General features: G+C 72.1%; 28 protein-coding genes. 12 read left to right on the plus strand and 16 right to left on the minus strand.

Features of this window, described 5'->3' with window-relative positions; all coding sequences use genetic code 11:
* The first annotated feature begins 376 nt into the window (after positions 1–376).
* The 4 genes from xynA to AAH991_RS22160 all read left to right on the plus strand — a co-directional run bounded on the left by xynA (position 377) and on the right by AAH991_RS22160 (position 4,362).
* Positions 377–1,465 (plus strand): endo-1,4-beta-xylanase XynA, encoded by a 1,089-nt coding sequence (gene xynA / locus AAH991_RS22145; RefSeq protein ID WP_346227786.1) that lies wholly within the window; start codon positions 377–379, stop codon positions 1,463–1,465.
* 171 nt (positions 1,466–1,636) lie between these two features.
* Positions 1,637–2,185: an SMI1/KNR4 family protein gene (locus AAH991_RS22150; RefSeq protein WP_346227787.1), complete on the plus strand. Its 549-nt coding sequence runs from the start codon at positions 1,637–1,639 to the stop codon at positions 2,183–2,185.
* Positions 2,186–2,476: 291 nt separating this feature from the next.
* Positions 2,477–3,724 (plus strand): sensor histidine kinase, encoded by a 1,248-nt coding sequence (locus AAH991_RS22155; protein WP_346227788.1) that lies wholly within the window; start codon positions 2,477–2,479, stop codon positions 3,722–3,724.
* Positions 3,715–4,362, plus strand: a complete 648-nt coding sequence (locus AAH991_RS22160; protein WP_346227789.1) for a response regulator — start codon at positions 3,715–3,717, stop codon at positions 4,360–4,362. Before AAH991_RS22155 ends, AAH991_RS22160 begins: the two co-directional genes overlap by 10 nt.
* 9 nt (positions 4,363–4,371) lie before the next feature.
* Here the strand turns inward: AAH991_RS22160 and AAH991_RS22165 are convergent, their stop codons facing one another.
* The 4 genes from AAH991_RS22165 to AAH991_RS22180 all read right to left on the minus strand — a co-directional run bounded on the left by AAH991_RS22165 (position 4,372) and on the right by AAH991_RS22180 (position 7,782).
* The gene (locus AAH991_RS22165) at positions 4,372–6,300 is read right to left on the minus strand and encodes a multicopper oxidase family protein (protein ID WP_346227790.1); all 1,929 of its coding nucleotides are present in this window, start codon (positions 6,298–6,300) and stop codon (positions 4,372–4,374) included.
* Positions 6,297–6,755, minus strand: a complete 459-nt coding sequence (locus AAH991_RS22170) for a DUF6220 domain-containing protein (RefSeq protein ID WP_346227791.1) — start codon at positions 6,753–6,755, stop codon at positions 6,297–6,299. Before AAH991_RS22170 ends, AAH991_RS22165 begins: the two co-directional genes overlap by 4 nt.
* A gap of 180 nt (positions 6,756–6,935) precedes the next feature.
* On the minus strand, positions 6,936–7,352 hold the full coding sequence (locus AAH991_RS22175; protein WP_346227792.1) for a cupin domain-containing protein: 417 nt from the start codon (positions 7,350–7,352) through the stop codon (positions 6,936–6,938).
* 52 nt (positions 7,353–7,404) lie between these two features.
* Complete coding sequence (locus AAH991_RS22180) at positions 7,405–7,782, minus strand: cupin domain-containing protein (protein ID WP_346227793.1); 378 nt, start codon at positions 7,780–7,782, stop codon at positions 7,405–7,407.
* Between the two features lie 62 nt (positions 7,783–7,844).
* Between AAH991_RS22180 and AAH991_RS22185 the strand changes: the two genes are divergently transcribed.
* Positions 7,845–8,312 (plus strand): MarR family winged helix-turn-helix transcriptional regulator, encoded by a 468-nt coding sequence (locus tag AAH991_RS22185; protein WP_346227794.1) that lies wholly within the window; start codon positions 7,845–7,847, stop codon positions 8,310–8,312.
* Between the two features lie 55 nt (positions 8,313–8,367).
* Here AAH991_RS22185 and AAH991_RS22190 read toward each other — a convergent pair whose 3' ends face one another.
* The 3 genes from AAH991_RS22190 to AAH991_RS22200 form a co-directional block, all read right to left on the minus strand.
* On the minus strand, positions 8,368–9,951 hold the full coding sequence (locus tag AAH991_RS22190; protein WP_346227795.1) for an MFS transporter: 1,584 nt from the start codon (positions 9,949–9,951) through the stop codon (positions 8,368–8,370).
* Positions 9,948–10,595 (minus strand): LppX_LprAFG lipoprotein, encoded by a 648-nt coding sequence (locus AAH991_RS22195; RefSeq protein WP_346227796.1) that lies wholly within the window; start codon positions 10,593–10,595, stop codon positions 9,948–9,950. The genes AAH991_RS22190 and AAH991_RS22195 overlap by 4 nt, the downstream gene beginning before the upstream one ends.
* 124 nt (positions 10,596–10,719) lie before the next feature.
* Complete coding sequence (locus tag AAH991_RS22200) at positions 10,720–11,187, minus strand: MarR family winged helix-turn-helix transcriptional regulator (RefSeq protein WP_346227797.1); 468 nt, start codon at positions 11,185–11,187, stop codon at positions 10,720–10,722.
* Positions 11,188–11,225: 38 nt separating this feature from the next.
* Here AAH991_RS22200 and AAH991_RS22205 point away from each other — a divergent pair, with 38 nt between their 5' ends.
* Positions 11,226–12,167, plus strand: coding sequence for a cation diffusion facilitator family transporter (locus tag AAH991_RS22205; RefSeq protein ID WP_346227798.1), 942 nt, complete (start codon positions 11,226–11,228; stop codon positions 12,165–12,167).
* Here the strand turns inward: AAH991_RS22205 and AAH991_RS22210 are convergent.
* Complete coding sequence (locus AAH991_RS22210; protein WP_346227799.1) at positions 12,147–12,794, minus strand: 4'-phosphopantetheinyl transferase family protein; 648 nt, start codon at positions 12,792–12,794, stop codon at positions 12,147–12,149. The genes AAH991_RS22205 and AAH991_RS22210 overlap by 21 nt on opposite strands.
* A 341-nt stretch (positions 12,795–13,135) precedes the next feature.
* Between AAH991_RS22210 and AAH991_RS22215 the strand changes: the two genes are divergently transcribed.
* Positions 13,136–13,756 carry a peptidase inhibitor family I36 protein gene (locus AAH991_RS22215; RefSeq protein WP_346227800.1) on the plus strand — a complete coding sequence of 207 codons (621 nt, stop codon included), beginning with the start codon at positions 13,136–13,138 and terminating at the stop codon, positions 13,754–13,756.
* A gap of 97 nt (positions 13,757–13,853) precedes the next feature.
* Here AAH991_RS22215 and AAH991_RS22220 read toward each other — a convergent pair whose 3' ends face one another.
* Positions 13,854–15,260 carry an aminopeptidase P family protein gene (locus AAH991_RS22220; protein WP_346227801.1) on the minus strand — a complete coding sequence of 469 codons (1,407 nt, stop codon included), beginning with the start codon at positions 15,258–15,260 and terminating at the stop codon, positions 13,854–13,856.
* A gap of 164 nt (positions 15,261–15,424) precedes the next feature.
* Between AAH991_RS22220 and AAH991_RS22225 the strand changes: the two genes are divergently transcribed.
* The 4 genes from AAH991_RS22225 (at position 15,425) to AAH991_RS22240 (ending at position 19,469) form a co-directional block, all read left to right on the plus strand.
* Positions 15,425–15,853: a CBS domain-containing protein gene (locus tag AAH991_RS22225; RefSeq protein WP_346227802.1), complete on the plus strand. Its 429-nt coding sequence runs from the start codon at positions 15,425–15,427 to the stop codon at positions 15,851–15,853.
* Between the two features lie 97 nt (positions 15,854–15,950).
* Positions 15,951–16,205, plus strand: a complete 255-nt coding sequence (locus tag AAH991_RS22230; RefSeq protein WP_346227803.1) for a Smr/MutS family protein — start codon at positions 15,951–15,953, stop codon at positions 16,203–16,205.
* Positions 16,206–16,465: 260 nt separating this feature from the next.
* Positions 16,466–17,599, plus strand: a complete 1,134-nt coding sequence (locus AAH991_RS22235) for a hypothetical protein (protein WP_346227804.1) — start codon at positions 16,466–16,468, stop codon at positions 17,597–17,599.
* Between the two features lie 415 nt (positions 17,600–18,014).
* The gene (locus AAH991_RS22240; RefSeq protein ID WP_346227805.1) at positions 18,015–19,469 is read left to right on the plus strand and encodes an arabinofuranosidase catalytic domain-containing protein; all 1,455 of its coding nucleotides are present in this window, start codon (positions 18,015–18,017) and stop codon (positions 19,467–19,469) included.
* A gap of 293 nt (positions 19,470–19,762) precedes the next feature.
* Here the strand turns inward: AAH991_RS22240 and AAH991_RS22245 are convergent, their stop codons facing one another.
* From AAH991_RS22245 to AAH991_RS22260, 4 genes are all read right to left on the minus strand, one after another.
* Positions 19,763–20,242, minus strand: a complete 480-nt coding sequence (locus tag AAH991_RS22245; RefSeq protein WP_346227806.1) for a cupin domain-containing protein — start codon at positions 20,240–20,242, stop codon at positions 19,763–19,765.
* A gap of 84 nt (positions 20,243–20,326) precedes the next feature.
* Positions 20,327–20,908: a hypothetical protein gene (locus AAH991_RS22250; RefSeq protein ID WP_346227807.1), complete on the minus strand. Its 582-nt coding sequence runs from the start codon at positions 20,906–20,908 to the stop codon at positions 20,327–20,329.
* 58 nt (positions 20,909–20,966) lie between these two features.
* Positions 20,967–22,037: a hypothetical protein gene (locus AAH991_RS22255; RefSeq protein WP_346227808.1), complete on the minus strand. Its 1,071-nt coding sequence runs from the start codon at positions 22,035–22,037 to the stop codon at positions 20,967–20,969.
* Positions 22,038–22,063: 26 nt separating this feature from the next.
* The gene (locus AAH991_RS22260) at positions 22,064–22,516 is read right to left on the minus strand and encodes an HGxxPAAW family protein (protein WP_346227809.1); all 453 of its coding nucleotides are present in this window, start codon (positions 22,514–22,516) and stop codon (positions 22,064–22,066) included.
* 66 nt (positions 22,517–22,582) lie between these two features.
* Between AAH991_RS22260 and AAH991_RS22265 the strand changes: the two genes are divergently transcribed.
* The gene (locus AAH991_RS22265) at positions 22,583–23,098 is read left to right on the plus strand and encodes a MarR family winged helix-turn-helix transcriptional regulator (protein ID WP_346227810.1); all 516 of its coding nucleotides are present in this window, start codon (positions 22,583–22,585) and stop codon (positions 23,096–23,098) included.
* A gap of 187 nt (positions 23,099–23,285) precedes the next feature.
* Here the strand turns inward: AAH991_RS22265 and dhaM are convergent, their stop codons facing one another.
* Genes dhaM through dhaK form a run of 3 tightly spaced genes read right to left on the minus strand, consistent with a single transcriptional unit; the run spans position 23,286 to position 25,340 of the window.
* Positions 23,286–23,660: a dihydroxyacetone kinase phosphoryl donor subunit DhaM gene (gene dhaM, locus AAH991_RS22270; protein ID WP_346227811.1), complete on the minus strand. Its 375-nt coding sequence runs from the start codon at positions 23,658–23,660 to the stop codon at positions 23,286–23,288.
* Positions 23,661–23,692: 32 nt separating this feature from the next.
* Entirely contained in the window at positions 23,693–24,319 is a 627-nt protein-coding gene (gene dhaL, locus AAH991_RS22275) for a dihydroxyacetone kinase subunit DhaL (protein WP_346227812.1), read from the minus strand.
* Between the two features lie 28 nt (positions 24,320–24,347).
* Positions 24,348–25,340 (minus strand): dihydroxyacetone kinase subunit DhaK, encoded by a 993-nt coding sequence (dhaK, locus tag AAH991_RS22280; RefSeq protein WP_346227813.1) that lies wholly within the window; start codon positions 25,338–25,340, stop codon positions 24,348–24,350.
* Between the last annotated feature and the right edge of the window lie 72 nt (positions 25,341–25,412).

Genomic DNA, 25,412 nt, shown 5'->3' on the forward strand with positions numbered 1-25,412 from the left:
GTGTACGACCTTGGGCCGGGTCCGGCCACGTAACTTTCAACGCGTTCACCGGCGCCCGATCCATCGCCTATCCCCCCTGACCAGGCCCGTTGCATCGAGACGACCTTCTGGGCGTGTCACCGGTTTACATGCGTCGTTGACAGTCACGCGGAGTCGGGCTGACACTTTCGGCGTTTGTCCGATAATTTCGCCCGCACGAAGGGCCTCGACCACTGTAGATCCGGGTCGCGAGCCGCGACATGGTCCTCAGGCCGGCGACCGCGTGACGATGGGCCGACCTCCGCCGCGACGTGCGACGCCGGCACGCCGGCCCTCACCCCGGCCGCCGGCATCGCGTAGCCCGGTCGCCGTCGGCCGTTGAGGAGGAAGTACGTACATGACTCACATTCCCGTCAGGACGAGAAGCCGCGGGCGCGGCGGGGTGCGGCTGTTGATCGGCCGTGTCTGCGCCGTGGCGCTGGCCGCGGCCGTGGCGCTGCTGCCCGGCGTCGCCCACGCTGCCGTCACCACGAACCAGACCGGCACCAACAACGGATACTTCTTCTCGTTCTGGACCGACAGCCAGGGCACGGTCTCCATGGAGCTGGGCTCCGGCGGCAACTACAGCACGTCCTGGCGCAACACGAACAACTTCGTGGCCGGCAAGGGCTGGAAGCCCGGCACCCGCAGGACCGTGACCTACTCGGGCAGCTTCAACCCCTCCGGCAACGCCTACCTCGCGTTGTACGGCTGGACGCGGAGCCCGCTGGTGGAGTACTACATCGTCGACAACTGGGGCACCTGGCGGCCCACCGGGACGTACAAGGGCACCGTCACCTCCGACGGCGGCACCTACGACATCTACCAGACCACCCGCTACAACGCGCCCTCGATCGACGGCAACCAGACCTTCAACCAGTACTGGAGCGTCCGGCAGCAGAAGAGGACCGGCGGCACCATCACCATCGGCAACCACTTCGACGCGTGGGCCCGCAACGGCATGCCCCTCGGCAACCACGACTACCAGATCCTCGCCACCGAGGGCTACCAGAGCAGCGGCAGCTCCAACATCACCATCGGCGGCACGACCGATCCCTCGCCCTCGCCCTCGGTCTCGCCCTCCCCCCGCCCCTCGCCCTCGGTCTCGCCCTCCTCGCCGGGAGGCACCGGCGCGTGCCGCGTGTCCTACACGAAGAACGAGTGGAACAACGGCTTCACCGCCGAAGTGGCCGTGACCAACACCGGCAGCGGCACGATCAACGGGTGGACGCTGGCCTGGTCCTTCTCGGGCGGCCAGCAGATCACCAACTCCTGGAACGCCACGGTGAGCCAGAGCGGCTCGTCGGTGACCGCGCGCAACGTGTCCTACAACGGCTCACTGGCCCCCGGCGCCACCACGTCGTTCGGCTTCCAGGGCACCTACTCCGGGAGCAACCCCAACCCCTCGGCCTTCAGCCTCAACGGCTCGGCCTGCACCACCGGCTGACCGGCACGCCCACGCGCGTCACGGTACGGCGACGCGCGAGCGGGGAGCGGGCGCCCTCGGGCCCCGCTCCCTCGCCGTACCGGCCCGCGTCACGCCGGGCGCTCCGGGCCCGGCGCGACCGGCGCCGGGAAGAGCCGGGAAGTGTCGTAGGCGGATGACAGGCTTCTCGTCGTGGCGGACGTAGACGATCTCATCCGGCGTGTAACCGTCAAGGCTCTCTCGGCCGAAGGACGGTTGCCCCCTGCCGTGGAGGCGGAGAAAGTGGTCCAGGCAGAGAAGCAGCTGGGCTTCCCCTTGCCTCCGGTGCTTGCCAGGCTTTACCGCGAGGTGGCCAACGGCGGGTTCGGCCCCGAATACCAGCTCTTCCCGCTTCTGGGCGAGGGGCGTACCGCCGTGCGCGCCTACCTCGAAGAACGCTCGATGTCGCAGTCCTGCGATGCCGCCTTCTGGCCTGCGGGAGTCCTGCCGATACTCGACTGGGGTTGTGGCATGTACGCCGCCGTGGACTGCCGGAGTTCCGAGGGCGCCGTGTTGCTCTTCGAGCCGAACCCGGTCCACGACGACGATTGGCACCTCGCCTGGTTCGTCGACTCCAAGAGCCTGGTCGATTGGCTGGAGACCTGGCTGTCAGGCGAGGGCTGGTATGAGGAGGACGCCGACGGTGACGGTGACATGCAGCCGTGGGAGATGGCCGGCGCCCGCCTGTCGGAAGCCGGCTAGGAGCGCGTGAGACCGGTCATGCGCGACCGTGGCCGCCCCCTCGCCATGGCTGCTGCCGGCCGCGACCGCGGTGGGACGGCGGCGTGGTGGAGACCGGCTGTGTACGAGCGGCTGCGCGAGGACCCCTCATGCCCGAGGTATGGGCCGGCGCAACCGCATGCGCGACGCCCCTGAGGAGCTGCCGAGGATCCTGACCGGGGCCGCCGGCGTGCGAAGGTAGGGAATGCCCTACCCCCGGGACTGCCGTCCGCCGGATCGATCTTCCGCGGGCGGCTCAATAGCGTTGGAGACATGCGCAGACTCCTCTCCCGCCTCGGCGGCGACACGGTATACATCCTCGTCGGGCTCCCCCTCGCGACGATCACTTTCTCCCTCACGGTGGCCGGTCTGTCGGCCGGCGCCGGGCTGCTGGTGGTCTGGCTGGGCGTGCCCGTCCTCGCCCTCACCCTCCTCATCGCCCGGGGGATGAGCGACGTCGAACGGTTGCGCATGCGCGCGGTGCTGGGCCGGGAGCTGCCCCGGCCGCGTTACCCCATGTCCCCGCCCGGAGCCGGGGTGTTCCGCAGGACCGCGACCCCGCTCGCCGGCGGGCAGCCCTGGCTCGACGCGCTGCACGCGCTGCTGGCCTTCCCGGTCGCGATCGTGGCGTTCTGCGTGACCGTCACCTGGTGGGCGGTGACAGTCTTCGGGCTGACCTACCCGCTGTTCGGGTGGATCCTGTCGGGCATCCCGGACAATCACGAGCTCCCCGAACTGCTCGGCCTCGGCCGCGGCTACGTCGTGAACAGCGTCTTCTACGTCGCCATGGGGGCGGTCTTCGCGCTCACGCTCTACCCGGTCGTCCGCTCCTGCGCGCTGATCAAGGCGTCGCTGGGCCGGGCGCTGCTGACCGGCGTCGCCGAGCTGCAGGAACGCATCGACGACCTGACCGAGGGCCGCCAGGCCGCCGCCCACGCGGAGGCGAACGCGCTGCGCCGCCTGGAGCGGGACATCCACGACGGTCCGCAGCAGCGCCTGGTCCACCTGGCGATGGAGCTGTCGCGGGCCCAGCGGGAGCTGCAGAAGGACGCCACGGCCGCGCACGAGACGATCGGCAAGGCCATCAGCGCCACCCGGGAGACCCTGGACGAGCTGCGGGCGCTGTCGCGCGGCATCGCCCCGCCGATCCTCGCCGACCGCGGCCTCGCCCCGGCGCTCGCCGCCCTGGCCGGCCGCTGCACCGTCCCCGTGGAGCTGGACGTCCAGACGGCCGAGCGGTATCCCGCGCTCGTCGAGAACACGATCTACTTCGTGACGGCCGAGGCGCTCACCAACGTGGCCAAGCACAGCAGGGCGACCTCCTGCTCGGTGGGGCTGACCAGGATCGGCGACACGCTCATCCTCACGATCGGGGATGATGGGGTCGGCGGCGCCCACGTCGCCAAGGGACACGGTCTGTCCGGCCTGGCCGACCGGCTGCGGGCCGTCGACGGGGAGTTGTCGGTGCGGTCGCCGGCGGGCGGGCCGACACTGATCACGGCGGAGGTTCCGTGCGCGTAGTGGTGGCCGACGACGCCGTCCTCATCAGGGAGGGGCTCGTCCGCCTGCTGGAGGAGTTCGGCTGCGAGGTCGTCGAGACCGCGGGCACGGGGGCGGGCCTGGTCGAGGCCGTCACCGCCCACCGGCCCGACGTGTCGGTGGTCGACGTGCGGATGCCTCCGACGTTCACCGACGAGGGCCTGCGCGCCGCCGTCGAGGCACGCGAGAAGGTGCCGGGCGCGCCCGTCCTGATCCTGTCGCAGTACGTCGAGGTGTCCTACGCCGACGACCTGCTGGCCGACGCCCGCGGCGCGGTCGGCTACCTGCTGAAGGACCGCGTGGTCGACGTCGAGGAGTTCATGGACGGCCTGCGGCGCGTCGCCGCCGGGGGCACGGTCTTCGATCCCCAGGTCGTCGCCCAGCTGATGGTGCGGCGGCGGCGCGACGACCCGCTGGCCTCGCTGACGCCGCGCGAACGCGAGGTCCTCGAGCTGATGGCCGAGGGCAGGTCGAACCCCGCGATCGCCCGCCGCCTCGTCGTCACCGAGGGCGCGGTGGAAAAGCACATCCGCGGCATCTTCGCCAAGCTCGGGCTGCACGCCGAGGACGGCGACCAGCACCGCCGTGTCCTGGCGGTGCTGGCCTACCTGCGCTCCTGACCGTACGCGTCAGGCCGGGCGGTTGCGGCCGCCCATCTCGTACGGCGTGCCGACCCCCTCGTAGGCGAGGTGGAATTCCATCCCCTGCGCGGCGTGCGCCAGGTCGTGGCAGTGGGACATCCACATGCCGGGGTTGTCGGCCGTCAGGGCGACCTCCCAGACCTCGCCGGGAGCCACGTCGAAGGTGTCCATCGCCAGGCCGGTCGCGGGCACGCCGTTGCGGGACAGGATCCGCACGTGGTGGCCGTGCGGATGCATGGGGTGGGTGTCGGTGCCCCGGTTCACCACCGTGATCCTGACGGTCTGGCCCAGCCGTACGACGGGCGCCGGGATGTTCGGCCAGGCCTTGCCGTTCACCGTCTGCGCGAGCTTCGGCAGGCCCCCGGCCATGGCGAGGGTCTTGTCCAGCACCCAGGTGATCTCCTGGTCGAACCGGGCCGGCGGGGCGGTGGCCGCGCCGTACCGGGTGATGTCCACGATCGGCCCCGCCGCCGCCGGGGGCGCCGAGGGTCCGTTGACGAGCAGGGCGGGGCGGTCCCCCGCCGTCAGCAGCACCGGGCCGGACGGCACCGTGAAGGTCAGGTCGTAGCGGCCGCCCGCGGCGAGGTGCAGGCGGGCGCCGTCCAGGTCGGTCGCCCCCGGCACGTCGCCGCCGTCCACCGCCGCGATTGTGTACGGCGCCCCGGCCAGCCCGAGGACCACGGGCCGGGTGTCGGTGTTCACCACGCGCAGCCGCGCCCGGGCGCCGGGGGGCAGCGCGAGACGGGCGAGCCCGTCGACCGGCGCGGCGCCGTCGACCGACAGCGTGGGCCGCGTGCCGAACGTGTGCAGCGCGAGGAGGTGGTCCTCGCTCTCCGGGAGCGGGACGGCGGGGTCGACGACCAGCAGGCCGAACAGCCCGCGTGGCACGGCGACGCTGGAGTCCTGGTGGCTGTGGTACCAGTACGTCCCGGCGTCCTCGGCGCGGAAGCGGTAGACGTGGGCCTGCCCGGGGGCCACCGCGTCCTGGGTGACGCCCGGCACCCCGTCTTCGCCGGACGGCACGTCGTACCCGTGCCAGTGGACGGTCACGGCCTGGCCGGGTAGCCGGTTGCGCAGGACGACCTCCACCAGGTCGCCCTGCCGCACCCGCAGCACCGGCCCGGGCACCTGGCCGTCGAACGACCACGCGTCCACCGTGCCGGACGCGAGCCGTACGACGGCGGGCCGTGCGGTGAGCGTGAACCGGCGGACCCGCGGCCTCGCCCCGGCCGGCCCGCCCGCCGCCGAGGCCGCCGGGCCGCGCAGCAGGTCGACCGACAGGCCCGGGGCGGCCGCGCCGCCGTCGTGACCGGAGTGAGGGGTGCCGCCCGGCCGGCCGCCTCCCACGGCAAGGGCGACGGCGAGGGCGAGCACGCCGGTCCCCGCGGTCTGCCAGCGGTAGTGCGGCGCGCGGACCGGGCCGAGCAGCCGCCACGACACGACGGCCGCCGCGGCGAACAGCGCGAGCACCGCCGCCGCCCCGCCGGCCGTGACCGGGGAGGAGACGACCACCGCGCAGGCGACCCCCGCCACCGCGCCGTACGCGGTGAGCAGCAGGGGGAACGCGACGAGCCGGGGGGAGGGGACGGGGGCGCCGCCGGACGGCGCGCGCAGCAGCCGGGGCAGGCTGACGACGGCCGAGGCGAGCGCGGGAAGGACGACCAGCGGCAGGGCCAGGGTGACCTTCTCCGCCACGAACCACCAGCCGGCCCGGGCCAGGCCGAGCGTGCCGGCGACCCGGAGCGCGGTCACGACGATCGCCGCGGCGCACAGCGCCGCGGCGATCAGGCGGGTCCGCCGCCCGTCCGCGGCGGGCTGCCGCAGACCGGTCAGGGCGACCCCGGCGGTCGCGGCCCAGGCGGCCGCGACCAGGACGAACAGGATCTGATCGAGAGCGATCAGCCGTGCGGTGGTCACGCCGCGACGCGTTCCGCGGCCGGGGCCGCGGCCGTGCCCTTCATCAGGGCGCGGGCCCGCTGGACCAGGATGACGGCGACGGCGAGGATGGCCACGCCGTCGAGGGCGTGGAAGCCGAGGACCACGAGGCTGCCGGTCGTGGTCGAGTTCTCGGTCCACCCCGCGATCTCCGCCAGCGAGAAGATGACGAACAGCTGCACCGCGACCAGCACGAACGGCAGGATCGACAGGCCCACCAGCTTGCCGCCCGCGCGGGCGAGCAGGGCCACGACCGTCGTCAGCAACGACAGGAGCGGCATGATCATCGTGCCGTTCATGGCGTGGTAGCCGATGGCGGCGTTCGGGTCGCCCGGCGCCGGGTGCGGCGTCTCGAACGCGCCGAACGTCGAGAGGTAGAACTGGGCGAGCACGGCGACGAGCTGCAGAACGGCGAACCCGAAGAACACCTTGCGCATGTGGGGCCTCCTCAGTCGGAAGGGACGAGCCCCGGGGGTTCTGCGGGGCGGCGGCGAGAGCCGGAACGGTACGCCCGCAATGGTGGACCGTGCGGTGTCCCGGGCACCCGGGACATCCGCCCCTGTCCACCGGGAAGTTCGCCGCCCGGGCAAGCGCGTGCGTCCCAGGGTGAGGACTCGTCAGCGAACCCAGGGCGGCACGAGCCGGTCGCTTCCCCGGGGAGCGAGATCGCACGCGTCCGGGGCGGAGACGCCCCCGGGGTTGTAGACCTCGCATCCGGCCGGCGCGACCACGATCGCGCTGAAGCCCGACTCGGCACCGGCGTGCACCTGACGGCCCACGTCGGCGGGCATGACGACGGTGTCGCCGGCCTGGACGCCGAGGGTCTCGCCGTCGAGCTCCACGGTCGCGGCGCCGATGAGGAGGGTCCACACCTGCTCGCCGTCGCAGGCGTGGTAGGGGCCGCTGTTCCCGGCCGGCATGTCCACCCGCCATACGGCCTGAGCGGCGCCTCCCTGGGTGGGCGAGGCGAGGGTGGTCATGACGCCGTTGGGCGTGGTGCTGACGCGGCTGTCGGCGGAACGGATGAGAGACATGGGTGACTCCTTGTGGGAAGGCCGGGCGGGGAGAGGGGAGGAGGGGCCGGGTTCAGGCGATCCACGGCGGCACGCCGTGCACGGTGCCGTCGGGCAGGACGGCCTTCGCCCCGGCGGGGGCCGTGACGACGGCGGTGAAGCCCCCATCGGCGCCCGCGGTGACGCGCCGCGGGGTCGAGGGCGGCATGACCACGGTGTCGCCGGGCGCGACCGCGAACGTGTCGCCGCCGAGTTCGACCGTGGCGGCGCCGGAGAGGAACGTCCACACCTGCTCGGCGTCGAAGTCGTGCAGCGGCCCGCTCGTCGCGGGGGTCGCCTCGACGCGCCACACGGCTCGGGTCGCATCGCCGAGGGTGGGGGAGGCGAGGGTGGTCATGACCCCGGCGGGGGTCTCGGACCTGCGGCATTGCGCATGACGGATGACAGGCATCGCCGGCGTCTCCTAAGATAGACAATGTTGTTGTCGTTAATAGTGAACCTGGTTGTCTATCTGTGTCAAACGACCCGCCCGGCTTCGAGCTGCCCCTGCGGCTCTTCCTGGGCTTCCGCGTCCTGATCGACGAACTGCACGCCGAGCTCGCCCGTCAGGGGCATCCGCACGCGCGGCCCATGCACGGGTTCGTCATGCAGGCGATCGGCACCGAAGGAACGACCGCGGCGGAACTGGGCCGCACGCTGGGCGTCAGCAAGCAGGCGGCGGGCAAGACCATCGAGACGCTCGAACGCCTCGGCTACGTGGAGCGCGCCCGCGACCCCCGCGACACGCGCCGCAAGATCGTACGGCTCACGCCGTCGGGGGTGGACGTTCTGGTGCGCTCCGCCCGGATCTTCGACGAGCTGCGGGCGCGCTGGGCCGCCGTCATCGGCGCCGAGCGGCTCAGGGAACTGGAGACCGACCTGCGGAAGGTCACGCCGCCCGACGTCTTCCGCCTCGACGTGCCCGGCTGGTTCGGCGCCTGACCGGCCGCCGACGCGGGGACCGGGCGGCGGATCAGGCGTGGGATCAGGCGGCGGATCAGGCGCGGCGGCCGGGCAGGGCGAGGGACGCGGCGGCGCCGAGCACGCACAGCCCGCAGGTGATCAGGAAGATCTCCGTGTACTCCGCGTGCAGCGCCGCCTGGACCTTCGCCGTGTAGTCCGCGAGCCGGCGGGCGTACTCGGCCGCGTCCACCCCGAACGGCAGCGGCGTGTCCAGGTGCGAGGTGAGCGACTGGAACCGGTGGAAGCCCCAGGCCGACAGCGCGGCCACGCCCAGCAGCATGCCCATCATCCTGGCCACCACGACCGCCGCCGACGCCACACCGTGCTGCGCCGCCGGCACCAGGCGCAGCACCGCCGAGGAGACCGGGGCGATCACCACCCCGAGGCCGAGACCGGCCACCACGAGGTCGGCGTCCATCCGCACCCCCGCCGCGGCCAGGTCGAGCGGCCACCGGGAGATCATCCAGTAGCCGGCGGCGGCCACCGCCATCCCCGCCACGGCCACCGGGCGCTCGCCGAACCGCCGCACCAGGATCCCGCCGAGGAAGGCCGCGACCGCCAGCGCGGCGAGGAACCGCGTGAGCACCAGGGCGCCGCCCACCGCGTCCCTGCCGAGCAGCGTCTGCGCGGCGAGCTGCACGTCGACCAGCGTGACCAGCAGCGCCGCCCCGGCCAGCAGGCTCACCGCCAGCGTGGCGAGCAGCGGCCGCCGGCGCACGCCCGTCAGGTCGAGCAGGCGGACCGGCGAGCGGATCTCCCACAGCACGAACAGCACCAGCGTGACCGCCCCGGCGGCCACGCACGGCAGTCCCCACGGCGGCAGCACGGCCGTGTCGGGGGAGGGGTTGTAGAGCCCGGCGACCAGCAGGCCGAGCGCCAGCGCCAGCAGGGCGCCGCCGCCCGCGTCCACCTTCCCGGCGCCCGCCCTCCCGGCGCCCGCCTTGCCCGGGCTCGCCTCACCGGGCCGCCGGCCGTACGGCTCGCGCCCGGCGGGGACGGCCACGTGCACCGCCACGGCGGCCAGGAGCGCGAGCGGGAGGTTGACCCAGAAGATGCCGCGCCATCCGGCCAGCGCGGCCAGCCCGGCGCCGTACAACGGGCCGAGCACGCTGCCGAGCTCCTGCGCCGCGCCGACCGCGCCGAGCGCCACCGGCCGGGCGCGCTCGTCCCACAGGTCGCCGATGAGGGCCATGGTGATCGGCAGCAGCGCGCCGCCCGCGACGCCCTGGAGAGTACGGCCCGCGACCAGCGCGGGGACGCCCGCCGCCAGAGCGGTGACGAGGGAGCCGGCGGCGAACCCGGCCAGACAGGCGTGGATCAGCGCACGCCTGCCGTACCGGTCCGACAGGCGGCCGAGCAGCGGCATCGCCGCGACGTAGCCGAGCAGGAACCCGGTCACGACCGGGGTCGCCCGCTCCAGGTGGTTCAGCGGCACGCCGACGTCGGCGGCCACGTCCACGAGCACGGTGACGACGACGTACGCGTCGAGCGCGGCGAGCAGCACGGCGGCCCCGCCGACGCCGAGCGCGAGACGCCGGTGCCGCGTGGCGGGCTCGGTCGCGCCGCCGGCGCCGGTGGTGCCGGCGGGGTCGGCGGAGGGGTTGGCGGCGCCGGTCACGACGCGGGCGGGGCGACGGTCACGGGGGCGTCGTAGTCGCCCAGGGTCACGGCCACGGAGCCGCCGGTGAGCGGCAGGTCGAGCTTGAGCAGGCGGCTTGCGGCCTTGTCGATCCAGAGCGTGCCGGTGACGTTCTGCTGGACGCCGGGGACCAGCTTGGCCAGCGCCTGCTGCGTCAGCGTGGCCGTCACCCGGTAGGCGGTGGCGTCGCCGACCTTCTCCTCCGCCTGCGACCGGGCGTCCTGGGCGGTGGCCAGCAGGTCGGGCACGCCGGTCAGCACGGCGGAGGGGTCGTAGAGCGCCATGAGCTGCTGCCGGGTCATCGTCTGGAAGCCGCCGGTGGGTCCCTTGAAGTAGACCTTGTCGCCGACGAGCACGAACTCGATCTCCTGCAGCCCCAGCATCTCGATCTGCAGGGTCCCCTTGGCGTCGCCCTCCCTGGTGAGGCTGCCCTCGGCGTGCCGGACCGGTACGGGAGGCTTGTCCTTGGTCTCGATCGTGAAGGCGACCGTCTTGACCGTCCGCATGGCGTCGGCCGAGCGCTTCAGCAGCGCGGGACCGTCCGGCAGGGCCGTCTCGCTCTTCGCGCTGCAGGCGGTCACGAGCAGCAGGCCGGCCACGACGAGCCCGAGGATTGTTCGCACAGCCGGATCGTAGCGAGCGGGCGGGGACCACACGCGCCCACCGGGGAATCGGTTTGGTGCTGCCGCCCGGGGGAAGGCGGGACCGGTGCTCAACCCGCGCCGTCCCGCCGCCCGCGGCGTCCTCTCAACGGGCGCCGCGGACCGCCTGGAGATGCTCGATGATCGGGGCGTAGGTCTGCTCCAGGGCGGACACCTGTTCGGGCGTCATCAGGTCGATGAAGTGCCGGCGGACGCTCGCGACGTGGTCCGGCGCCACCCGCTGGATCGTGTCCCAGCCGTGGTCGGTCAGCACGGCGTACGTGCCGCGCCGGTCGTCCTCGCAGTCCTGCCGGGTCACCAGACCGGCCGCCTCCATGCGGGAGATCTGGTGGGACAGCCGGCTGCGCGACTGGATGGTGGCGTCGGCCAGCTCGCTCATGCGCATGCGGCGGCCGGGACTCTCGGAGAGGTTCACGAGGATCTCGTAGTCGTTCAGCGACAGCCCGGTGCCCTGCAACTCCCGGTCCAGCTGGAGGAAGAGCAGGCGGTGGGCGGCCAGATGAGCCCGCCAGGCGCGCTGCTCCTGCGGGGTGAGCCATTGGGGGGCGTCCATGACGACCAGCATAAGATCAGTTGAACGGACGGAGCGGCATGCCTGACAGCGAGAACGGCGAGAGCGTCGGCACCGTCGTGGTCGCGGGTGCGGCCAACCTCGCCATCGCGCTGGCCAAGCTGGTGGCCGGCCTGATCAGTTCGTCCTCGGCCATGCTGTCGGAGGCCGCGCACTCGGCGGCCGACACGGCGACCGAGGTCGTGCTGTTCGCCGCCATCCGGCACGGCGAGCGGCCGGCCGACGCCCGGCATCCCCTCGGCCACGGGCGGGCCGCCTACCTCTGGGCGATCGTGGCGGCCTGCTTCACGCTCGTCGTGGGGGCGGGGTTCTCCCTGACGCACGGCTGGCACACGATCACCGAGGGGGAGAGCCTGGGCGACATCCGCGTGTCGTACCTCGTGCTCGCGGTGTCCTTCGCGATCGAGTCGGTCTCCCTGTGGCGGGCCATGCACCAGCTGCGCGGCGAGGCCCGCCGCTGGCGGGTGAGCCCCGGGCGGCTGTTCCAGCGCACCTCCGACACCGTGCTCAAGGCCGTCGTGCTGGAGGACTCCGCCGCGCTGATCGGCATCGCGACCGCCGGCCTCGGCCTGCTGCTGTCGCAGCTCACCGGCTCGGCCGCGTGGGACGGCGTCGCGTCGATCGTCATCGGGCTGCTGCTGCTCGGGGTGGCGCTGAGCCTGATCAGGACCAACGCCTCGCTGCTGATCGGCCAGGCCGCGCCGCCGCGGCTGCAGGAGAAGATCCGCGGCGAGCTGGCCGCCCAGCCGGAGGTCGAGGCCGTCGTCGAGCTGGTCACCGTCATGATGGGCCCCGGCCAGGTGATGGTCGCCGCCAAGGTCGACTTCCTCGACGAGACGTCCGGGGAGCGGCTCGAGCTCGCCTCCGACCAGGTGGAGCGCCGGCTCACCGAGCGGTTTCCGGAGATCAAGCAGGTCTTCCTCGACCCCACCCCGGGCCGGTCAGCCGCCAAGGAGACGTAGCTTGGCGGGCTCGTCGGTGACCGCGGCGGCGATCACCGTGCCGGCCGTCCACTCGACGAAGTGGCGGCCCCGCCACTCCAGCGCGGCCGACGGCCCGTCGTCGAGCGGCAGGGCCGACAGGTCGGCCTCGCGCAGCCGGTCGAGGGTGAGCTCGCCCCGCTTGACCAGCGCCTCCTTGCGCACCCACTGGCGGATCAGCCCGCGGTTGTCGTCGCCGACCAGCGTGGCCTCCGCCGGAGTGAGCGCGAGCGCCGCAAGCCTCTCGTCGGCCGGTCCGTCCGTGGCGTGCTCGGCGTCCACGCCCACCCGTCCCAGCCCGGCGGCCGCGCAGACGTAGCCCGAGGTGTGCGCCAGGCTGATCGACACCTCGGGGGCCTCGGCCAGCCGGGGCCGTCCGTGGGCCTGGCCGCAGCCCTCGCACCGCTGCACCACGGTCAGCATGCAGGCGCGGGTGCCGAGCAGCTCCGCCGCGCAGTGCCGTACGAGCAGGTGGGCGGCGACGAAGTCGAGGCGGTCCCGCTTGCGGGTGAACCGGCCGGCGCGCTCGCGCTCGGCCTCGGTCAGAGTGCCGGCGACCATGTCCAGCACGTCGTCGGTGTGGCCGGCCACGGCCAGTGGGGGGCGCACAAGGCCACTGTAGGGAAGCGATGTGACGATCAAGTGAACTGGGGCCTGCCGAAGGCGGCGCCGGCCGGCACGAGCACGCGCAGAGTCGATGAATCGAGTGCCAGTAATGGTCGATCCTCATGCGGCGCCAGGGCCCAAAAGACAATTCATCCGCACGTTCCACATGTCGGCCCGGGTCGGTGTCACGTGGTATCGGCAGGCCGTAAATCCGGATTGTCAACCGGTCGCCGGCTCAGGCGCCACACAACGACGATGTCACCACATGGCTATTGGAAAACTCAATAGAAGCCCAGAGAGTGAGCCCTGTAACAATTCATAACATAACGGGAGAATCAGGGAAAATGGGCAAACGAGTGCAGCGTATTCGACTGTTGGCCACCGGGTCACTGGCCGCCGGCGGCCTCATCCTCACGGCGGCGGCACCGGCGTCGGCAACCCGTTCTGCCTCGGATCCGACCACATCACCGGCAGCGGCCGATTCGAAAGAGAAGTCGTCCCTGCTGCACCGGCAGGCCCGCTCGGATGCGGAGTTGCGTGAGCAGGTCGCACTTCAGCTGAAGATCGCTCCAGGGGGCATACAGACGAGCCGTAACGAAGTCTCGTACGACAACGGCCGGTTCGTCGTGACCTACGCTCTTCCGCAGCAAGTTGCCGCCGGCACCGCCGACTGCCCGTCCGGCTGGTTCTGCTTCTACGACGGCGCGAATTTCGGATACCCGCGAGGCAAACTCTCGTCATGCTGGTGGCAGGACCTCGCCACCTACGGCTGGAGCGACCGCACATCCTCGGTCGACAACGGTGACACCAATGCGATCGGATACATCAACCACGACGACGGTGGAAATCCCGCCAACGGGCATTCCGACGACGACCCCCTTTTCTGGGACCAGTGGAATGAGTCCATCGCTTATCTCGCGCCCGATCACAACAACAAGGCAGACCACGTGTACCGGTACTGCTGACCCCGCCCTTCCGGCGGGGGCCGAGCGAGGCCTGGACGGAGTGTGGATGTGCAGCCGGGTCGGAGGCCACGGATCGGACGGCACCTCGTGAGCACGGTCACCCGGCCAGGGCGGCCATCCACGACTCGATCTCGTCCGCGCGGCGGGGCAGCGCGGCCGACATCAGCCGCGCGCCGTCGGCCGTGATGACGAGGTCGTCCTCGATGCGCACGCCGATCCCGCGCAGCTCCGGCGGCAGCGTCAGGTCGTCGGGCTGGAGGTAGAGCCCCGGCTCCACCGTCAGCACCTGGCCCTCCTCCAGCACGCCGTCGAGGTAGCTCTCCGCCCGCGCCCGGGCGCAGTCGTGCACGTCCAGGCCCAGCATGTGGCCGCTGCTGCACAGCGTGTAGCGCCGGTGCAGGCCCGCGTCGGCCTGCGCCCGGGTCAGCAGCCCCCACTCGCGCAGCCCGTCGGAGATCACCCGCATGGCGGTCTCGTGGAACTCACGGAAGCGCGCCCCCGGCCGCAGCACGGCGATGGCGGCCGTCTGCGCCTCGTAGACCAGGTCGTACACCTGCCGCTGGACCGGGCTGAACCGTCCCGACAGCGGCAGCGTGCGGGTGACGTCGGCCGTGTAGAGGTTGTCGCCCTCGACCCCGGCGTCCAGCAGCAGCATCTCGGCGGGGTCGAGCCGCCCGTCGTTGCGGATCCAGTGCAGCACGCACGCGTGCGCCCCGGAGGCCACGATGGACTGGTAGCCCACCGCGTTGCCCTCCAGCCGGGAGCGCATCCCGAAGACGCCCTCGACGTACCGCTCGCCGCGCGCATGTGCGAGGGCCGCGGGCAGCGCGCGCACGACGTCCTCGAACCCGCGCGCGGTCGCGTCCACCGCCTGCTGCAGCTCCGCGATCTCCCACTCGTCCTTGACCAGCCGCAGCTCCGACAGGACCGCGGCCAGTTCGGCGTCACGGTCGGCGTCGCGGTCGTCGCCCGCCGCCGGCACGAGCGCGTCGACCGAGGCGTCCACCCCGCGCAGCACGCGGGCCGGTCCGCTCAGCGCCGCCGGCAGCGTGTCGATGTGCGCGCACTCGATCTGGTACGCCGACTCGGCCTCCGCGAGGTCGAAGCGGCGGCCCACCCAGAACTCGCCGTACCTCCGGTCGCGGTAGAACTCCTGGGATTCGGCACGGGACGGTCGGGGACGCAGGAACAGCCGCGCGGCGCCCGACGGCTCGATCACCAGGACGTCGTCGGGCTGCTGGCCGCCGGTCAGGTAGGCGAACGCGCTGTGCGTACGGAACCGGTGGTCGTCGTCGTTGCTGCGGGCGCGCAGCGTGCCCGAGGGGATGACGAGCCGCTCGCCGGGCAGGCGTTCGGCGAGCCGCGCCCGCCGCTTGGCCGCGTACGCCGCGACCGGCAGCGGCGCCACGTCCACGCGATCGTCGGCCCAGCCGCCGCGCATGAACTCCGCGAGCGCGTCGGAGATCGGGAGGTCGTGGCTTCCGGTGTTGAGCTTCTCGGCCATGCAGTGCCCCCAGGGTGCGGTGATATTTCGCCATCGTAGGGGTGGGGGCCTTGACGAGGTAGGACGGCCGCTGTTGCCTGGGGAAACAGGATTGGCCGCTCCGGCCGGCCGGCGGGAGCGGAAACGGGGACATGTCCCCCGGATGCCCCTGAGAGGCGGTGCCGATGCTCATCGGGACGATCTTGCAGAGTAAGGGAACAGGCGTGGCGACCGTTCCTCCGCACGCCACGGTGTCCGAGCTTCTCGCCCGGCTGGCCGAGCTGAACATCGGCGCGGTCGTGGTCTCGGAGGACGGCCTGTCCATCGCGGGCATCGTGTCGGAACGCGACGTCGTGCGGCGGCTCAACGAGCACGGCGGCGCGCTGCTCGCCATGCCCGTCTCGTCGATCATGACCGCGGAGGTGCGCACCTGCGGCCCGGACGCCAACGTCGAGGACCTGCGCCGCACCATGACCAACCACCGCATCAGGCACGTGCCGGTGGTCCGCGACGGCAAACTGGCCGGCATCGTCAGCATCGGCGACGTCGTCAAGACCTCCATCCAGGAGCTGGAGAGCGAGAAGGAAGCCCTGGTCGGCTACATCAACGGCTGAGGAGGGCGCCGGCGTGGGGCGCGGTCACCGCCTCGCCCCGCGCCCCTGTTCCCCACGCCTCGCGCTCCACGGCGAGCGGCGATTTAGACTCGCTGGCGTGAAGCTGAAGCTGGACCTCCACGACATCTACAACAAGGGCAGCGAGATCGACAAGGCGCTGCACGGCATCATCCAGGAGGCCGTACGCAAGAAGGCGACCCAGGTGGAGATCATCCCGGGCAAGGGGTCCGGCCAGCTCAAGAAGAAGGTGCTGCGCTTCCTCGAGCAGAAGGAGATCAAGGCGCTCTACCACCGGATCGACAAGGACGCCAAGAACCACGGCCGCCTGTTCGTCTACTTCCAGTGGAAGTAAGGGCACCCTGCGTCTACCAGGATAAACGTCATATGGATCTTCCCGAGGGCACAACCAGGGCACTCGGCCCGGTTCGCTCTTGGATGAAGAACGCGTCCACGGCCCTGCGCGCCCGGTCGGCTGCGTTCGGCATGAGGTGGTGTACGTCCGGAGCGTGAAGCCGGGGCCGGGCGGCCGAGGTACTCGGCGACCGTGCGCCTCAATTCCGTTCTGCTTCCGCCCGAGGCCGTAGAACGCCGGAAGTCAGGAAACACGCCGGCGTGCCCGTCACATGCCCGCATCGCACGACCGCCCTCGTCGAGGCCATCCTCCTCCTGCAACTCATCGAAGAGGGCCGTTACTCAGGATCGAAACAGCTCGGTCGTCTGGTGGGATCCGGAGAGTCATGTCGCTACGATCACGGAATGCCGGGTCCGACAGTGGGCATGCGCATCGCTGGGGCGAACCTGCTCGGGGCTGTCCTGGGCGCCGCCGTTTCGCTCATCCTCGACATGGCGGCCGATGCGGGCCAGCGGGAGTGCCGAGGCTCACCGAGCTTGTGCATCGGCACCGGTCCGGTCGTCGGCCTCGCCGTGGGGGCGGCCCTCGTCGTCCTCGGATGCCTGGTCGGGTTCGCGGTTCTGGGGATCCGGCCGCTGATCGTGTCTGTGCCCTCGGGATTCGCGCTTCTCCTCTTCACCACCTGGGCCTACCTGTCATCGGTGCCCGGCGGACGGCTCCACCCCCTGTTCGCGTACGCGGCCTGCACGGCGCTTTTCCTCGGGCTGCTGGCGCTGATTGTCACCCCAGGTCTTCGCGTCGTCGGTGTTGTCGTCCTGGCCGGCGCGGTGGTGGCCGTCCTGCTGTCCGGCAGAGCCATCCACGTGGCGGTGCAGCAGAACGACGAGGAACGCGCGCTGGCGCGGCTCCGGGTGCCGCTCCTGGCGCCGGACATCGCCGGCTACCGGCTCGACAGTGCGTACCCGGCCGGCGATTCGCTGGTTCTTAACCTGAAGAACCCGGATAAGCGGCACTGGGGCGCGCCCGGGGCGATAGAGCTCCTCATCAGCCCCGTTCCTCCGGGATTCGCCCCTCCCACTACGTGCCTGGCGGTGCAGCCAGGACCCGCCATCAATGGCAACGACGGCGACGCCGCCTGCCAGAAAGCCGGTCCGAACCGGTGGAAGCGCTCAGACGACGACGCGATCCAGCTCATCGAGCGTCGCGGAGACGTCCTCGTGGTCGTCGGCGCTTGGGCGGAGGCGATGAGCCTCACCGACCTGGGCGAAGTGATCGACTCGCTGCGCCCCACGACACCGGCCATGCTGCGGGCGGCGGTGCGGGCCTCACGTCAGTCCTCATTCGCCGCGATCCAGGCGAGCGTGACGCCCTTCGGCCTCGGCCCCTGGCGGTAGATCTCTGGGCTGATGGTGCGACAGCCGCACGGCGCTTGCCCTCGGGATCCGCCAGGGCACATGACGACATGCCGTCGAGGGCCGCAGCCATCGCCTCGCCGCCCGGTAACGGTCCCGGGTGAGGCGGGCGTGGGCTCACCGCCCGGCGGACGTGGGGCATGAAAGTTTCACGCCATCTCGTCGCGACGGGGTGAACGCGTCACGGCAAGAGCCCAGACGGTGCGCCGACGGCACCCCGGGTGTCCGAGAGATGTGGTCCACGTGCTTGACGCCGGGACCTTCGTTGAATTGACTCCGCACTACCGGAACCGTCGAATCGATTCGAACCGCTAATCGATGTTAACGCTAACATTACTTGGTGGGGCCTGTCGTATCGGTGCCGTCCGATCATGATTCCTGATGGAGGGAAGAAGGCATGATTTCCGGAAGCCGGAAAAGGGAGCTCGCGGCGGGGGCGAGCGCGCTGATCGCCGCCGCCTGCCTGGTCGGCGGTGGTACGGCCCAGGCCGCGGCGGCGCAGCCGTGTGACATCTACGCCGCGGGCGGGACGCCGTGTGTGGCGGCGCACAGCACGACCCGTGCTCTGTACGGCGCCTACAACGGCCCGCTGTACCAGGTCAGGCGCGCCTCGGACAACGCCACCCGCGACATCGGCGTGCTGAGCGCGGGCGGAGTCGTCAACGCCGCCGCCCAGGACTCGTTCTGCGCCGGCACGAGCTGCGTCATCACCGTCATCTACGACCAGTCCGGCCGCAACAACCGCCTCACCCAGGCGCCTCCCGGGTATTGGAAGGGCCCCGCTCCGGGCGGATGGGACAATCTCGCCGACGCGAAGGCGGCCCCGATCACCATCGGCGGACAGAAGGCGTACGGTGTCCGCGTGGAGCCCGGCACCGGCTACCGCAACAACAACACCAACGGTGTCGCGACCGGCGACCAGCCCGAGGGCATCTACGCCGTCGTCGACGGCACGCACTACAACCAGTGGTGCTGCTTCGACTACGGCAACGCGCAGACGGATGGCCAGGCCGACGCCCCCGCCATCATGGAGACCGTCTACTTCGGCGCCGACAAACAGTGGGGCTACGGGGCCGGAGCCGGCCCCTGGATCATGGCCGACCTGGAGTGGGGACTGTTCTCCGGGGTGAACGCGGGCTACAACAACATCCCGTCGATCAACCACCGTTTCGTCACCGCGATGGTCAAGGGCGAGCCGAACCACTGGGCGATCCGGGGCGGGAACGCGCAGTCGGGCGGTCTGACGACCTATTTCGACGGACGGCGCCCCAACGGCTACCACCCGATGAAGAAGGAAGGCGCCATCCTGCTCGGCATCGGCGGCGACAACAGCGTCTCCGGCCGCGGCACCTTCTTCGAGGGCGTATTGACCTCCGGCTACCCGTCGGAGGCCACCGAGAACGCCGTACAGGCCAACATCGCCGCCGCCGGCTACGCGCCGGCGGGCGGCGGCGATCCGCAGCAGAACGTCCAGATCGTGGGCGGCCAGTCCGGCCGGTGCGTCGACGTGCCGAACTCCAGCACCACCAACGGCACGCAGGTGCAGCTGTGGGACTGCTGGGGCGGCACCATGCAGCGCTGGACCTACACCTCCGGCAAGCAGTTGCAGGTGTACGGCAACAAGTGCCTGGACGCCTACGGGCGGGGCACCGCCAACGGCACCCAGGTGATCATCTGGGACTGCAACGGCCAGGCCAACCAGCAGTGGAACGTCAACGCCAACGGCACCATCACCGGCGTGCAGTCCGGGCTGTGCCTCGACGCCAACGCGGCCGGTACCGCCAACGGAACGAAACTCATCCTGTGGTCCTGCAATGGACAGGCCAACCAGCAGTGGAACCTGCGGAGCTGATTCCCGCGAGACGCCACGCGCGGATGTCCGGACACCTGGGGTGGGGCTATGGCTCCCCGCAACGGGCCTCTGCCCGCGAGGCGCGAGACAGTCGTATGGCGCGACCGGGGCCCGGCCCGGTCCGCGGGTGAAGACAGGGCTGGGGTGACCGGTATGGCCACCCCGGCGCCAAGTGGCGGGAATGCCGGTGAGCCGGTCGACGGCGGCGCGGAGGGGGGCGAAGTTCGATTCGAGACCCGCGGACACGATGAACCGGCGCCGCCCCGGCCCGGCTCATCGCGCGGGGACGCTCCTCAGAGCCAGAAGGTGTCGTGGCGGAGGTAGAACTCCGCCTTCTCCTCTTCGCTCATGCTCGCGAGCGTGAGCAGTCCCTCGAAGTACCCCTCGCGCGGCGCGCCGGGCGCGAAGTGCAGCAGCATCGACGCCGGCTCTCCCGACTCGTTGCGGAACGCGTGCACGCCGCCCTCCGGGACGTGTACGAAGTCGCCGGGTCCGGTGTCGATCCAGCGCCGCCCGTCGTAGATCCGCACCGTGCCGGAGAGGATGTAGAACGATTCGGAGATCGACCGGTGGAAGTGCGCCGCAGGTCCGCTCGGCTCCGGTCCCATGTCCCAGCGGTAGAGCCCGAACTGCCCGTTGGTCGTCGCGCCCGTCGCCAGGTAGTGCACCGTGGTGCCGCTCGGGTAATCCAGCTCGGGCGTCGCGTCCGGGCGCCGGTACGACGCCGACGGCTCGCCGGCTTCACCGTGGTAGGACGGCGGCGGGTATGTCAACGGTCTTCCTCTCCTTCGGGCGGGCGGGCCCTGTCGTTCGGCGGCGGACGGACGAGCGGCGCTCTGTGGCCGACGCGGTGAAGGCTAATCGGCGTCGTCGCCAGGTGCGAGAAGTTCCTCGTACGTCTTTTCGCAGCGCTCGGCGGGCGTGTGGGGTGCGCACAGCAGCACCCGGAGGTTGAAGTCGACCGTGTGCCGACGGCCCGCCGACGTGTAGGTGATGCGGACGCCCTCGGCTCCTGCGCTGTCGTCGCGGGTCTTCCCGTACTGCAGGGCGAGTTCCGTGTGGAGGTCGCTCTCCTCGCAGACGGTGGTGACGGCGGGACCGCGTGCGGGGAAGCCCAGCTCGGTCAGCGGCTTGTCGGCGTTGCCGAGCATGGCGCCGGTATGCGGCCGGGACGAGAACGCCTGAACCACGATGTCGTTGTACGGCCTGATCGGCTCGACCCTGATGATGGTCGCGGAACCGGGCCGGTCCAGGCACATGTCCCAGCCGCCCAGGGAGTACGGCCTGTGGGCGACGGTGTCGTCAAGCACGACGACCCCGACGGGCCCGTCCGTGTCGGAGCCTCCGCCGACGACCAGGCGCGGGTCGAAGGCTCCGCAGCCGGAGGCCAGGGCAGGTGCCAGGACGAGCGGCAGGACCAGGCGGGTGAGCACGCGCATGAAGGAACCCGATACCCCCGCGGCGCCGCGCTAGACGGCCCCGGCCCGCGGGGGAGGGTCACGAGACGGGGGCCAGCCGGGACGACCACATGCGGGTCTCCTCCTCGGACAGCACGCGGTCGAGGGTGATCGACGGCCGCATCATCGGGTAGGTGCGGCCGATGTTCCACGTCCGCCGGAACGACGGCCTGTCGAGGACCACCACACGATGCCCGTCGAGGAGCGGGATCTCGGCGGGGTGGCCGGCGTTGCGGATCAGCTCGCCCGTCGCGTCGCGCACGTCGAACCGATCCACGATCGGCCCGGCCTCGGGTCGGAGCGGCCCGTCCGTGGCGGCCTCGACCCAGGAGGGATGGGGGATGGTCACCGGCACGTGCTCGCTCAGGACGTGCGCCAGCAGCGTGGAGAGCTGGAAGTTGTCCCCGATCCCGCCGATGGTCATCGCGTACGCGCGGGCGGCGGGCCGGTGCACGACGATCAGCGGCTCGTCGTCGAGCACGGCCAGGAGTCTCGGCAGGCACCACAGGTCGGGGCGGTCGTCCTCCACGGCGGCGACCGCCGCGGTGAGACGCGGACGCCGGGAGAACTCCGCGCGGATGGCCGCCGACCGCTGGAGCAGGGTGGTCGCGGCGGTGCTCCAGTCGTCGGCGATCGACCAGCCGACGGCCAGGTCGAGGGCACGAGGGGAAGGCAGGCGGCGGCCGAGCCCGAGCCGTCCGAGGAGGCCGAAGGGGCCGGAGAGCACGCGCGCCGCGCCGAGGAGCACGTGGTCCTCCGGACCGGGCTCCGGGAGGCGCCGGTCGGTGACCGCGCGCCAGGCCCGGGCGAACTCGGCGCTCCGCTCCAGCGCGTCGCACACTCCCGCGACCACGGGGTCGATCAGCGGGGCGGGATCGGCCCCGTTCTCGACCATCGCGCCGCCCATGACGGCCAGTCGCGCGCCGAGCCCGGGACTCAGCCGGCCGAACAGGTCGCACAGGCGGACGAGGACGGCGTCCGCGGTGGCCGGGTCGCAGTCCTCGGTGCCCTGCCACAGCTCCTGTAGGGTCGCCAGGAAAGCGGGAGGGTCCTGGGCCTCCGCGGCGCGGTGGAGGTCGTCGCACTGTCGGTCGATCACCCGGTCGAGCACCGCATGATGCTACGACAAGGGGACGATCATCGCTCGGCGAGCGCGGGGGAGAGCGGCTCCTCCGGCGAAGGCAGAGGCGCAGGCGCGCGCGACGACGACGGCGGTGCTACAAGGGTGTCCGGTGCGACGGGGGCGCCCGACATGACGGCGGGAGCGCGGTCCCGGCGACCGGCGCGGCCCGCGAGACGGCCCGCGAGACGGCAGGCGAGACAGTCGCCGTGGCCCTTCATCGGGTCCCTCGTCCGCCAGTCCCACTGCTCCGGAGGCCGGGGGCCGCTGGGCTTGCCCCAGCCCGCAACGTGCAGCGCCCAGGTGACCAGGCCGCCCAGGGCGATCACGCCGATGCCGAGCCAGACGCCGAGGGGCGAGGCGGCGCACACCCCCGCCCCCGTCGTCGCGCAGCCGCACAGCACGACGACGCAGCCGGTCCAGCCCGCGACCGTGTGCCCCAGATCGACGTCGTCGTGGATCGCACTCATGATTCTCCTTGACTGCGAGATGCTTATCTCACGAACTAAACATCTTAGATACTAAGGAGATTGGGGATGGACGGCAAGCCGCGTCCGGAGGCGACGCCCGAGCAGGCCCTGGCCGGCATGGATCAGCTGATCGCACTCAGCCTGGTCGGGCAGCACGACATCGCCCGGCGGCTCGGACTGAACGTCACCGATGTCACCTGCCTGGGCTTCATCCTGGCGGCGGGGGACGACCCGATCAGCGCGGGCGCGCTCGCCGAGCAGGCCGGCCTGACCACGGGCGCGGTGACCGGGGTGCTGAACCGCCTCGAACGGGCCGGGTACGCGCACCGGCAACCCGACCCCGCCGACCGCCGCCGCGTGCGCGTCGTCGCCGACGAGGCCGCGGTCACCACCGCGGCGGCCGTCTACGAGCCGTTCTACCGGCGGTTGAACGACCTGTTCGCCGACTACACGCCCGCGGAGGTCGCCGTGCTGTCCGACTGGTTCACCCGCGCCGGCGACCTCATGCGGGCCTACTTGGAGGAGATCCGCCACGACCAGCTCGCCGCCATGCCCCGCGCCCGGCGCACGCGGAGCCGTTGAACCGGGCCCTCGCGCGCGGTCTCAGGAGACGCGCCCGACCATGCCGTTCACCGTGTCCACCGCGGACGTCCATGCGGGTGCCGTCGCGGCGGCCGCGGGCCGCCCTCGGCCGCCGCGGCGGCCCGCCGGCCACGAGTCGTGGGCTCCTGCTCGGGCGTCTCCGGCCGGGAGCCCGAAGCAGGCGGGCTCAGAGCTTGCGGACCTGCCACGCCTCCTCCGCCGCCGCCAGCACACCGTCCAGCGAGGCCCCGCCGCCCGCCGCGACGACCGCGGAGATGGCGCCCTCCACGAACGGCACGTCGGCGACCACGACGTCACCCGGGGACTCCAGCAGCCGGGCGGTGAGCACCGAGCTGCCGAGGTCGGGGATCAGCACGACGCCGTCCCCCCGGTCCACCTCCTCGATGGCGGCGGTCACCCGGTCGGGACTGGTGCCGAGGCCGCCGTCCTCGGTGCCGCCCGCCGCCGCCAGCGGCACCTGCGCGCCGCCGATCTGCCTGGCCAGCGCGGCCACCTCCTCGGCGAGGCCGCTGCTGTGTGAGATGAGTACGATGCCGACCATTCGCCGTCCCCGAGACGTGTTCGCCACCTCCGTCATCGGGAGGCGGCGGCCCTGAGGGCGCCGAACAGGAGAGCCGTCGAGGCCGCGCCCGGGTCCTCGTGCCCGATGCTGCGCGGCCCCAGATAGCTGGCCCGCCCCTTGCGCGCCTGCAACGGAATCGTCGCCTCGGCCCCCTGCTCGGCCGCGGCGGCCGTCGCCTCCAGGGCCTCCTCCGCCTTCAGCCCGTCCCGTACGGCCTGAGCCAGTGCCCTGGCGGCCGGGGCGAGGGCGTCGACCATGGTCTTGTCGCCCTCGGCGGCGGCTCCGAGGCGCCGGACGCCGGACAGGGCCGCGTCCAGCGCGGTGCTCAGCTCGGCCGGCGAGACCTCGGCGGCCTCGCCGAACGCCTTGCCCATCTCCCGGAAGGCGGTGCCGTACAGAGGGCCGGAGGCCCCGCCGACCTTGCGGATGAGCGTGGAGCCGACGAGGACGAGGAGCGCGCCCGGGGTGTGCGGGGAGGCGCCGGCCAGCGCCTCCCGCACGGCGGTGAATCCGCGGTCGAGGTTGGCGCCGTGGTCGGCGTCGCCGATCGCGGCGTCCAGCTGGGTGAGGTGGTCGCGCCGCGCCCGCACGGCGGCGGCGATCTCGTCGATCCAGGCGGCGAAGAAGTCGGTGTTCACGAGTGGACTCCAGACGTTCGGATGGCGGTCAGCGGCCCCAGCGCAGCGCCGGCGTCTCCACGGGCGCGTCCCAGAGCCGGGTGAGCTCGCCGGTCAGCGAACACGTCGTCACCGAGAAGCCCTGCATGTCGAGGCTGGTCACGTAGTTGCCGACGAGGCTGCGCGCGGCCGTCGCGCCCTTCTCCCGCAGGTACGCCTCCACCTCGGCGAAGACGATGTACAGCTCGATGAGCGGGGTCCCGCCCATGCCGTTGACCATGACGAGCGTCTCCCCGGACAGCGGGAGGTCGGCGTGGATCGCGTCCATGGCCGTACGGACGATCTCGCGGGCCTCGCCCATCGGGGCCCGGGCGCGGCCGGGCTCGCCGTGGATGCCGATGCCGAGCTCGATCTCCGCGTCGCTCAGCTCGAAGGTGGGCTTGCCCGCGGCCGGGACCGTGCAGGCGCTCAGCGCCACCCCGAAGGAGCGGCTGCGCTCGTTGACCTCCCGGGCGGCCCGCGCCACCTCGGCGAGGGGCGCACCGGTCTCGGCCAGCGCTCCGGCGATCTTCTCCACGAACAGCGTGGCCCCGGTGCCCCGGCGGCCGGCCGTGAACAGCGAGTCCTGCACGGCCACGTCGTCGTCGACGAGCACGGTCGCCACCTCGACGCCCTCGTCGCCGCCGAGTTCGGCGGCCATCTCGAAGTTCAGCACGTCTCCGGTGTAGTTCTTCACGATGTGCAGCACGCCGGCGCCGCCGTCGACGCCCTTGGTGGCCTCGATGATCTGGTCGGGCACGGGGGAGGTGAAGACCTCTCCGGGGCAGGCGGCGTCGAGCATGCCGTACCCGACGAACCCGCCGTGCAGCGGTTCGTGGCCCGAACCCCCGCCGGAGACCAGGCCGACCTTGCCCGGGGTGGGGGCGCCCGCGCGGAAGACGATCCTGTTCTCGAGGTCCACGCGGAGTGCGGGGTGCGCCGCGGCGATGCCGCGCAGCGCGTCGGTGACGATGGAGTCGGCGCCGTTGATGAGCTTCTTCACGATGCGGTCCCTACTGCCGTTGTCGTGCTCTCCAGCTTGCCCTTTCCTCGCGAAGCCGCAAGCGCCGCGCGG

The sequence above is a fragment of the Microbispora sp. ZYX-F-249 genome (assembly GCF_039649665.1).
Taxonomy (GTDB): Bacteria; Actinomycetota; Actinomycetes; order Streptosporangiales; family Streptosporangiaceae; genus Microbispora; species Microbispora maris.

Coding starts and splice junctions, on each gene's coding strand:
- xynA (WP_346227786.1), top strand. CDS start 377: ATGACTCACATTCCCGTCAGGACGAGAAGCCGCGGGCGCGGCGGGGTG.
- AAH991_RS22155 (WP_346227788.1), top strand. CDS start 2,477: ATGCGCAGACTCCTCTCCCGCCTCGGCGGCGACACGGTATACATCCTC.
- AAH991_RS22170 (WP_346227791.1), bottom strand. CDS start 6,755: ATGCGCAAGGTGTTCTTCGGGTTCGCCGTTCTGCAGCTCGTCGCCGTG.
- AAH991_RS22175 (WP_346227792.1), bottom strand. CDS start 7,352: ATGTCTCTCATCCGTTCCGCCGACAGCCGCGTCAGCACCACGCCCAAC.
- AAH991_RS22180 (WP_346227793.1), bottom strand. CDS start 7,782: ATGCCTGTCATCCGTCATGCGCAATGCCGCAGGTCCGAGACCCCCGCC.
- AAH991_RS22200 (WP_346227797.1), bottom strand. CDS start 11,187: ATGGACGCCCCCCAATGGCTCACCCCGCAGGAGCAGCGCGCCTGGCGG.
- AAH991_RS22205 (WP_346227798.1), top strand. CDS start 11,226: ATGCCTGACAGCGAGAACGGCGAGAGCGTCGGCACCGTCGTGGTCGCG.
- AAH991_RS22215 (WP_346227800.1), top strand. CDS start 13,136: ATGGGCAAACGAGTGCAGCGTATTCGACTGTTGGCCACCGGGTCACTG.
- AAH991_RS22220 (WP_346227801.1), bottom strand. CDS start 15,260: ATGGCCGAGAAGCTCAACACCGGAAGCCACGACCTCCCGATCTCCGAC.
- AAH991_RS22225 (WP_346227802.1), top strand. CDS start 15,425: ATGCTCATCGGGACGATCTTGCAGAGTAAGGGAACAGGCGTGGCGACC.
- AAH991_RS22240 (WP_346227805.1), top strand. CDS start 18,015: ATGATTTCCGGAAGCCGGAAAAGGGAGCTCGCGGCGGGGGCGAGCGCG.
- AAH991_RS22250 (WP_346227807.1), bottom strand. CDS start 20,908: ATGCGCGTGCTCACCCGCCTGGTCCTGCCGCTCGTCCTGGCACCTGCC.
- AAH991_RS22260 (WP_346227809.1), bottom strand. CDS start 22,516: ATGAGTGCGATCCACGACGACGTCGATCTGGGGCACACGGTCGCGGGC.
- AAH991_RS22265 (WP_346227810.1), top strand. CDS start 22,583: ATGGACGGCAAGCCGCGTCCGGAGGCGACGCCCGAGCAGGCCCTGGCC.
- dhaM (WP_346227811.1), bottom strand. CDS start 23,660: ATGGTCGGCATCGTACTCATCTCACACAGCAGCGGCCTCGCCGAGGAG.